The sequence below is a fragment of the Mycobacterium sp. E3298 genome, assembly GCF_001666895.1.
Lineage (GTDB): Bacteria > Actinomycetota > Actinomycetes > Mycobacteriales > Mycobacteriaceae > Mycobacterium.
Map to the genome: position 1 here is coordinate 1 of NZ_LZJB01000026.1, position 8,354 is coordinate 8,354.

The 8,354-nt window shown below is 68.0% G+C and carries 9 protein-coding genes; 6 read left to right on the forward strand and 3 right to left on the reverse strand.

Annotated features, from left to right (window positions below; genetic code table 11):
* Positions 1-129 precede the first annotated feature (129 nt).
* From A9X05_RS01305 to A9X05_RS01315, 3 genes are all read right to left on the reverse strand, one after another.
* Positions 130-417 (reverse strand): ANTAR domain-containing protein, encoded by a 288-nt coding sequence (locus tag A9X05_RS01305; protein WP_067750263.1) that lies wholly within the window; start codon positions 415-417, stop codon positions 130-132.
* A gap of 242 nt (positions 418-659) precedes the next feature.
* Complete coding sequence (locus A9X05_RS01310; RefSeq protein ID WP_067778632.1) at positions 660-2,024, reverse strand: wax ester/triacylglycerol synthase domain-containing protein; 1,365 nt, start codon at positions 2,022-2,024, stop codon at positions 660-662.
* A 115-nt stretch (positions 2,025-2,139) separates the two neighbouring features.
* Entirely contained in the window at positions 2,140-3,372 is a 1,233-nt protein-coding gene (locus A9X05_RS01315; RefSeq protein WP_067778635.1) for a CaiB/BaiF CoA-transferase family protein, read from the reverse strand.
* A gap of 287 nt (positions 3,373-3,659) precedes the next feature.
* On the opposite strand from A9X05_RS01315, the gene A9X05_RS01320 reads away from it, so the two are divergent.
* The 6 genes from A9X05_RS01320 to A9X05_RS01345 form a co-directional block, all read left to right on the forward strand.
* A complete protein-coding gene (locus tag A9X05_RS01320) occupies positions 3,660-4,523 on the forward strand; it encodes a mycofactocin-coupled SDR family oxidoreductase (protein ID WP_067750259.1) in 864 nt (287 codons plus the stop codon).
* 4 nt (positions 4,524-4,527) lie between these two features.
* On the forward strand, positions 4,528-5,511 hold the full coding sequence (locus A9X05_RS01325) for a thiamine pyrophosphate-dependent dehydrogenase E1 component subunit alpha (protein ID WP_067778637.1): 984 nt from the start codon (positions 4,528-4,530) through the stop codon (positions 5,509-5,511).
* Positions 5,508-6,518 (forward strand): alpha-ketoacid dehydrogenase subunit beta, encoded by a 1,011-nt coding sequence (locus A9X05_RS01330; RefSeq protein ID WP_067750257.1) that lies wholly within the window; start codon positions 5,508-5,510, stop codon positions 6,516-6,518. Before A9X05_RS01325 ends, A9X05_RS01330 begins: the two co-directional genes overlap by 4 nt.
* Positions 6,511-6,747, forward strand: coding sequence for a lipoyl domain-containing protein (locus A9X05_RS01335; protein ID WP_067750255.1), 237 nt, complete (start codon positions 6,511-6,513; stop codon positions 6,745-6,747). The genes A9X05_RS01330 and A9X05_RS01335 overlap by 8 nt, the downstream gene beginning before the upstream one ends.
* Positions 6,748-6,764: 17 nt before the next feature.
* Positions 6,765-7,637: an enoyl-CoA hydratase-related protein gene (locus tag A9X05_RS01340; protein WP_067750253.1), complete on the forward strand. Its 873-nt coding sequence runs from the start codon at positions 6,765-6,767 to the stop codon at positions 7,635-7,637.
* Between the two features lie 8 nt (positions 7,638-7,645).
* Positions 7,646-8,354: AMP-binding protein (locus A9X05_RS01345; RefSeq protein WP_156736184.1), on the forward strand; the 709-nt coding region annotated here is incomplete at its 3' end.

The window sequence follows — 8,354 nt, forward strand, 5'->3', positions numbered from 1 at the left end:
GCCCGCGTGCCGGCCACTGCAACCGAAGCCCAAAAGCGCCACCCTCCGCGCGCGCCTTTGCGTCGTTGTGGTTGGGGACGGCCGGGTTACCCCTCGAAAGCTCGGCCGTCCCTGCGTCTCGATCCCCGCTCAACAGGTCACTGCGGCGGAGGAGAACAAACGTCCCCATTCGTGCCGAGCCGCGGATTGCGCGTCGGTGAAGCTCGGTGTCTTCTCGCCATCGCCGGCCAAATGCACCAGGGCCCACGCCATCGCGAATACCGGCACTTTGTGCCGCAAGGCCGCGCTGTGCAATTCGTCCAGGGCGGCTTCGGACGGGCACCGGCGCAAGCCGATGAGTATGCCCCGCGCGGTGTCGAGGATGCGACCGGAATTCGGGCCACACGAAGTCTGGGCAGGGACCCAGTTCGCCGTCATATTGTGGATACCTCCTGCGGCGCCGTCACGAATCCGCCACTGAATAGCGGACGAGGAATTCCTGCGCTACGCATCGTCGCGGCCGCAAACCTCAAAGGCGCCCTGTGCCATGATTTGTCGATTGATCGCGTTGTGCCAGAGCGCCGCCGGGATTGATATCGGGCCGTGACCGTTTCGGGATCGGCTGCTAACCAACGACTCCGGAGGAATTCCGGATTGTGTTGCAATCCGGCTACCGCGAATTAGGTTGCCAACGCGAGTAATTCGTCGAAGCCGCCGACGATGGCGTCGTGGAAGACGTCGTAGTCCGGAATTGCGGTGGTGTCGACGTTCAGGCCGAGCCCGCACGTGTCGACATACGTGAGAAGGGTGACGTTGACTGCGGAGCCGATGGTGGGGCCGAACGCGTATTGCGCTCGCACCGGGGCACCGCCGAGGAAGACCGGTACGGGTACGCCGGGCACATCGCTCGCTACGAAGTCCACGTGGCGCAGGACCGAGCCGATGTACCACCGGGGCGCCAGATTGAGCATCCCGGCGATCAATTGCGTGTATGGCAGGGATCTTTCGTTGCGCACCGCCGCGGAGCGCTGCCGGATCGCTTGGATGCGCTTCGCCGGGTCGGCCTCGCCGACGGGCACGTCGAAGCGCATCAGTGTGATCCGGTTCCCGCCCATGCCATCGTCTTTGGTCCGGAGGCTGATCGGCATCGTGATGTGCAAGTCGCCGACCGCGACACCGTGCTTCTCGTGGTAGAGCCGCAGCCCACCCGCCACCCCCGCGACGAATGCGTCGTTCAACGCCCCACCGCAACGATGCGCGGCCTCCCGGAGCGGCCGCATCGCCACCTGATGCACCCCGAGCCGCCGGATCAGGCCCCGTTCCGTAGCCAACGGCGACCCGGGGCTGTTTATCGGCCGGACGGTTCGGTAGACCGAAGCGGCGGTGTTCGCCGCGGACCGGATGGTGTCGACGGGCCGCCGAATGCCGTCGTACATCAACCGCGGGACCCGGGTCGCCGCGCCCGTCAGGGCGGTGCCCAGCAGGCCGGAGTCGTAGCGCGCGGCGTCGCGATATCCACCCAGCAGCCCCGACTCCGCCGCCTCCGGCTCGGGCGGCAGGGGTTCAACGCGCGACAGGTCCTCGGAGAGGTCGAAGAGGTGCATCGCGATCTGCACCCCCCCGACCCCGTCGGTGAGCGCGTGGTGAAACTTGCAGATCAGGGCCGCGCCCCCGTTGGCCAGGCCGTCGATGAACGTCGTTTCCCACAGCGCGCGAGCCCGGTCGAAGTCCTGCATCTCGGCCACGCGCGCCATCTCGAGCACGTCGTCGAGCGTCCCTGGTCCCGGAATGCTCGCTCGGCGCAGGTGATAGTCCAGGTCGAAATCCCGGTAGTGCTCCCAGCGCGGCGGGGCCGGCGGGGGCGACTGCACCACGCGCTGCCTGAACATGGGCAGTTTGCGGCTGATCAAGTCGAATCGTCTCCGCACCTCGTCCCAGTCCGGCGACCGGTCCAGAAGTACGACGCTGACCACGGTCGATCGCAGCCGTGGGTCGCTTTCCATTGCCCAGGTGAACGCGTCGCTCGCGCGCATGAATGCAGTCATGTCCGTGCTCCTTTGCACAGAACGTACGACTGCGGGCGTCTCAGGTCACCGGGTTATCGGCAGGCGATGACTTTGGTCCCCACAGTTAGCGCCTTTCGTCGACTAGCGGCGAGGCTCACAGGATCGCCCCGAGGTCCTTGGCCCTGGCGATGTCGTCCCAGTCGACGTCGAGCTCGAGCAGGATCTCCTCGGTGTGCTGGCCGTGTTCGGGCGCGCGCGCCGGCGCCGGCGGCGTTTCGTCGAACTGCACGGGCGCCGCCACGATCCGGTACTTCTCCCCGTGGTCGTCGACGTTGGTCACCACGTATCCGTTCGGTTCGACCTGCGGATCGTTGAGGGTCTCCCGCGGCGTCGCCAGGGCGCCCCACACACCGGGCTCGTCCTCGAGCGCCTTCTGCCAGTGCGCGAGGTCGTGTCGGGCGAAGACGTTGGTCAGGATCTCGGTGGCCGCGGCGGCGTTGGCTATCAGGTTGCTCGACGGGACGAATCGCTCGTCGGTCGCCAGCTCCGCCAGGCCCATGCGTTCGCAGAATCCCAACCAGAACTTGTCCGGTTGCAAGAAGACCAACTGGATCCACCTGCCGTCGCGGGTCTTGTACCGGTTGACGAGCGGGTTGATGGCCAAGCCGGGCGGTGCGCCCGGGATCCCGTCGATGTCGAAGAAATCGGCCGCCGAGATGGACGGCGCTATCGCCCACATCGCCTGCGCCAGCAGCGACGAGTCGACGATCGTCGGCTCACCGGTGCGCTCGCGATGAAACAGCGCGGCGCAGACACCGCCGGCGAGCGTCGCGCCACCCTGGAGGTCGCCGAACCCCGGACCCTGCACGGCGGGCGTGTCGGTGCCGAAGGGCGTGAGCGTGTAGGCGACGCCGCCCCGCGCGAGGTAGGTGGCCGCGTCGAAGCCTCCGCGATCCCGATCCGGGCCCCGCACCCCCAGCCCGGTGCCGCGCGCGATGATGATCCTCGGGTTGAACGACCGGATGTCGTCGACGGTCAGCCGGGCCCGCTCGAGTGCGCCGGGCAACCAATTGGTAAGGAACACATCGGCACTCGCCAACAGGCGGCCGAACAGCTCCCGGCCCGTCTCGGATTTGATGTCGACGGCGATGCTGCGCTTGCCGCGGTTCCCCAACTCGAGGATGAAGTCGGCGTCCGGGCGAGCCGCCTGCCGGGTGAACCCACCGACGACCAGCGCGCGTCCCGGATCGCCGGAGGCGACGCCTTCGACTTTGATCACGTCGGCACCCCAGTCCGACAGGGCCGCACCGGCCGACGGCACATAGGTCCACGACGCCAACTCGACGACCCGCACCCCTTGGAGCACACCCCCGCGCACGCCAGACATCGCCAACTCCCTCGGTCGAACCGCCATTCCTTGCTATTTTAGATATTCTAGCTAGTCTAGGGCGTAGCGGTAGACCCGCTGCAGGTCAGCGCAGTTTTTCGTGGAAGAGATGCGATGGATCCGACCGTCGGCCCGATTCCGACGCCACCCCGCGGTGAACGCGCGCCGTCTCCCAGAGCAGCCACGCGGGTGCCCGATCCGGTTCCGCTCGGCCGCCCGCGGCACCGCTCAAAAATGTTGCGCACCAACGTGGTTCGCGGCATAGCCACACGGACGAAGGACGGGCGATGGGCAGGGTAGCGGGCAAGGTGGCCGTGATCAGTGGCGCCGCGCGCGGGCAAGGCCGTTCGCATGCGCGGATGCTGGCCGCCGAGGGCGCGGACATCATCGCGGTGGACCTGTGCGCCGACATCGAGACCAACGAATATCCCCTGGCCCGGCGCGAAGACCTGGACGAGACGGCCCGGTTGGTCGAGAAGGAGGGGCAGCGCGCGTTCACCGCGGTTGCCGACGTCCGCGACCGCGCCGCCCTGTCCGCGGCGATCGACGAGGGTGTCGCCGAGTTCGGCCATCTCGACGTCGTCGTCGCCAACGCGGGCATCTGCCCCCTGACCGCGGGCCTGCCGCCGCAGGCCTTCGCCGACGCCGTGGACGTGGACCTGGTCGGCGTGCTGAATCTGGTGCACGCGAGCCTCAAGCACCTGCAAGCCGGCGCCTCGATCATCGTGATCGGGTCCAACGCCGCGTTCATGTCGTCGATGAACACCACGGGCATCGACGGTGGCCCCGGCGGGGCCGGCTATGCCTTCGCGAAATTGGCTGCGGCGCACTATGTCAACGACTTCGCCTTGGCGCTCGCCCGGTTCTCCATCCGGATGAATGCGGTGCACCCCACCAACGTCAACACCGACATGCTGCACAGCCCGCCGATGTATCGCGCCTTCCGGCCGGACCTGAAGGATCCCGCCCGCGAGGACGCCGAACCGGTTTTCCCGCTCGTGCAGGCGATGCCGATCCCGTACGTCGAGCCCGAGGACATCAGCGAGGCGGTGTTGTTCCTCGCCTCCGACGCGGCGCGGTACATCACCGGGCAGCAACTCCGCGTCGACGGGGGCGGCTTCCTGAAGGTCAAGCCGTGGTCCGGTGCGTGACCGCATGAGCGACGGGGCCGCCGGTGTCGAGCGCCGCCTGTACGAGCTGATGGTGCTGATGAAGGCCGCCGACGATCGGCTGTCCAAAGGCATTGGCACCGGCGAGTTCATGTGCGTGTACTGGCCCTCACGCGGGCAGGAGGGCATCGCCGCCGCGATGGGTGTCGCATTGCGCCCCGACGACCAACTGGTGACCACCTACCGCGGTCTGCACGACCTCATCGGCAAGGGCGTCCCACTGGAAGAGATCTACGGCGAGATGATGGGCCGCGTCGTCGGCGCGGGCCGCGGCAAGGGTGGCACCATGCACATCGCCAAACCCGATAAGGGCGTAATGCTTTCGACCGGCATCGTCGGGGCCGGCCCCCCGGTGGCGGTGGGGCTGGCGATGGCCGCCAAACGCAAGGGCTCCGATCGCGTCACGGTGGTCAGCTTCGGCGACGGCGCCACCAACACCGGGTCCTTCCACGAGGCGGCGAACATGGCCGCGCTGTGGGACCTACCGGTGGTCTTCGTCTGCCAGAACAACCTGTACGCCGAAATGACGCCGACCGTCGACACCATGAAGCTCGCACACGTCGCCGACCGGGCGGCGGGCTACGGCATGCCCGGGGTGCGCGTCGACGGCAACGACCCGCTGGCAGTCAAAGCCGCGCTCGACGACGCACTGCAGCGGGCCCGCTCCGGCGAAGGCCCCACCTTCATCGAGTGCGTGACGTTCCGGTTCCGCGGCCATTACTTCGGCGACCGGATGCCCTACATCCCCAAGGAGCAGTTGGCCGCCGCGATCCAAGCCGACCCGGTCCCCCGGTTCCGCAACCACCTCGTCGAGGCCGGCGTTTGCAATTCCGAGGAGCTCGACCGCATCGACGATGAGGCAACGGCGACAGTGGAAGCGGCGCTGCACACCGTGATGGGCGCCGACGGCCCGTCGATCGACGAGCTGGACTCCGACGTGTACGCGACCCCGATCGGGTATCCGGTATGAGCGCGCAAGAACAAGAGCTGACCATGCGCGAGGCGCTGAACCTCGCGCTGGATCAGGCCCTGGCGGCCGACGACAGGGTCTTCCTGCTCGGTGAGGACATCGCCGATCCCGGCGCGTCCGGTCCGACCGCGGGGCTGTCGACGAAGTATGGCCACGAGCGGGTGCTGGACACCCCGATCTCGGAGGCGGCGATCGTCGGCGCGGCGATCGGCGCCGCCATCGACGGCCTGCTGCCGGTGGCCGAGATCATGATCATGGATTTCATCGGCATCGCCGCCGATCAGCTGATCAACAACGCGGCGAAGTTGCGCTTCATGACCGCCGGACGCACGACGGCGCCGCTCACCATCCGCACCCAGGTGTACGCCGGGCTGGCCACCGGCGCGACGCACTCGCAAAGCCTGGAGGCATGGTTCATGCACATCCCCGGCATGAAGGTGATCGTGCCCTCCACTCCGCGGGACGGGAAGGGCCTCCTGACGGCGGCGATCTTCGACCCGGATCCCTGCCTGTTCGTCGAGACGATCCGGCTCCAGGGCAAGAAGGGCCCCGTCCCGGTCGAGCCCGGGTTTTCAATCCCGTTGGGCCAGGCCGACATCAAGCGGCCGGGCACCGACGTGAGCCTGATCGGCTACGGACGCTGCGTGCACGACGCGCTGGCCGCCGCGGCGATGCTGCACGATCAGGGCGTCAGCGCCGAGGTCGTCGACCTGCGCACCCTGGTGCCACTCGACGTCGAGACCATCATCGACTCGGCTCGCCGCACCCGCCGGGCCGTCATCGTCCACGACGCCGTCCAGTTCGCCGGTCCCGGAGCGGAAATCGCCGCGATCCTGCACTCGGAGTTGTTCTCCGAACTCGCCGCGCCCGTCGAACGGGTGGCCGCCCGGTTCGTCCCCAACCCGGCCGCGGCGGCGCTCGAGGCGCAGGTGTACCCGTCGCCCGAGCGGATCGTCGCTGCCGCGCAGCGGACCCTCGAAAAGACGGGCGCGGGGGCGCATGGCTGACTTCATCATTCGCATTCCGCGGGTCTCGGTGGCCGTTTCGGAAGCCGAGCTGACCGGCCTGCTCGTCGACGCCGGCCAGCACGTGGAGGCGGGCACACCGATCTACGTGATCGCCACGGAAAAGGTGGAACAGGAAATCGAAGCGGGAGCGTCGGGCACCGTGCGGTGGACGGGGCAGGTCGGGAACACCTACGACATCGGCGCCGAAATCGGCGTCATCACTTCTTGAACGAAAGGTGAGCACGTATGGATCTCAACGAGACTCGCGAGAGAATCATCTACCAAAAAGAGGGACCCATAGCCCGGGTCACGCTGAACTGGCCGGAGAAGGCGAACGCCCAGGATCAGAAGCTTGCCGAAGAGGTCGACGCGGCGCTGCTGGACGCCGACCGCGACTACGACATCAAGGTGCTCGTGCTCAAGGCCAACGGCAAGGGCTTCTGCTCGGGCCACGCCATCGGCAACAACGCGGTTGACTACCCGTCGTTCGTGGAGAACGCCATGGTGACCGGCCACCCGTGGAAGGCGCAGTCGGACCTGTTCGTCAAGCCGACCCTGAACCTGTGGGAGTTCTCCAAGCCCACGATCGCGCAAGTGCACGGCTACTGCGTCGGCGGCGGAACCCATATGGGTCTGACCACCGACATCGTCATCGCCGCTGAGGACGCCTACTTCTCCTACCCGCCGCTGCAGGGATTCGGCATGCCCTCGGGTGAATGTTCCATCGAGCCTTGGGTGTTCATGAACTGGCGCCGTGCGGCGTACTACCTGTTCACCGCCGAGGTCATCGACGCCAGAAAGGCGCTGGAGGTCGGCCTGGTCAACGAGGTCGTCCCGCGTGATCAGCTTGACGACCGTGTCGAGGCCATCGCCCGGCACATCGCCCAGGCACCGTTGACGACGCTGATGCTCACCAAGGCCAACCTCAAGCGGGCCTGGGAGCTGATGGGCATGCGGGTGCACTGGCAGAGCTCCAACGATCTCGTCGCGCTTGCCTCGATCAGCAAGGATGTGCAGCAGCTGATTCAGACGGTGTTCAAGGACAAGGTGCTGCCGTCCGAGCACGCCCGGCGGCAGGCCGCGGCGGCCGCCCAGGCTGACGGCGCCGCAGCCACTTAGGGCCGCCGGTGAATCTCGCCGATCACGCGATCGCGGCCGCTTCGTCGCCGGCCCTGATCGCCGACGGCCGGGCGATCCCGTTCGGCGAACTCTATGCCCGCAGCCAGCGCGTCGCCGCTGCGCTGCATGACGCCGGGCTGCGCCCGGGCGACGGTGTGGCCCTGGTCCTGGCGAACCGGCCCGAATTCCTCGAAATCACCTGGGCCTGCCAGCTTTCCGGTCTCTACTACACCGCGGTCAATACCCACTTCACCCCGGAGGAGGTCGCCTACGTCCTGGACGACTCCGACGCCAAGGCCGTGTTCGTCGACGCCAGCATGCCCGATCTGGCCGAGCACGTCCGCGCGGCCAACGCGGCCGTCACCGTCCATCTCGTGGTGGGGGGCGAGCTGCCCGGGTGGGACGGGTACGAGGACGCGCTGGCGGTGGCCGGCGCCGCGCCGGCCGTGGCGGACGGGTCGGAGATGCTGTACTCGTCCGGCACGACGGGGCGGCCCAAGGCCGTCCGCCGCCCCCTCCCGACCGACGGCAACGGCTCGTGGGCGCAGGCGGTCCTGGAGTTGGCGCTCACCCACAAGTACGGGATGAGCCGGTCGAGCGTGTACCTCTCCCCCGCACCGCTCTACCATGCCGCCGGGGTGAACTACACCATGGCGGTCCACCGCGTCGGCGCGGCTGCCGTCCTGATGCGCAGGTTCGACGCCGAGGCCGTCCTGG